Origin of the sequence: Tetzosporium hominis, assembly GCF_002265435.1 — a bacterium.
Taxonomy (GTDB): Bacteria; Bacillota; Bacilli; order Bacillales_A; family Planococcaceae; genus Chryseomicrobium; species Chryseomicrobium hominis.
Map to the genome: position 1 here is coordinate 1 of NZ_NOKQ01000221.1, position 277 is coordinate 277.

General features: G+C 44.8%; 1 protein-coding gene. It reads right to left on the reverse strand.

Going from position 1 to position 277, the window contains the following annotated elements:
- On the reverse strand, window positions 1–277 hold a 277-nt coding region (locus CF394_RS11185), incomplete at both ends, for a SpoVR family protein (protein ID WP_165767543.1).

A 277-nucleotide genomic window follows, 5' to 3' on the forward strand; every position in this document is an offset into this window, starting at 1 on the left:
CTGCATTCAGCTTGGCGAACTCTATCGCTTCATCAGAGGTTAAATCAAGCTCACGTATAATTAGCTGGTGCCAATAGGAAGCCCACCCCTCATTCATAATCTTTGTTTCCAGCTGAGGCCAGAAATAAAGCATTTCCTCTCTCATCATCGTTAAAATATCACGCTGCCACGGCTCTAGCTCCCGGGAGTGCTCCTCGATAAAAAGCAGAATATCTTTTTCCGGCCGCGGCGGGAAAGGTTTTTTCGATTTTTTGACTTGTTTTTTCGGTTTCTTTTC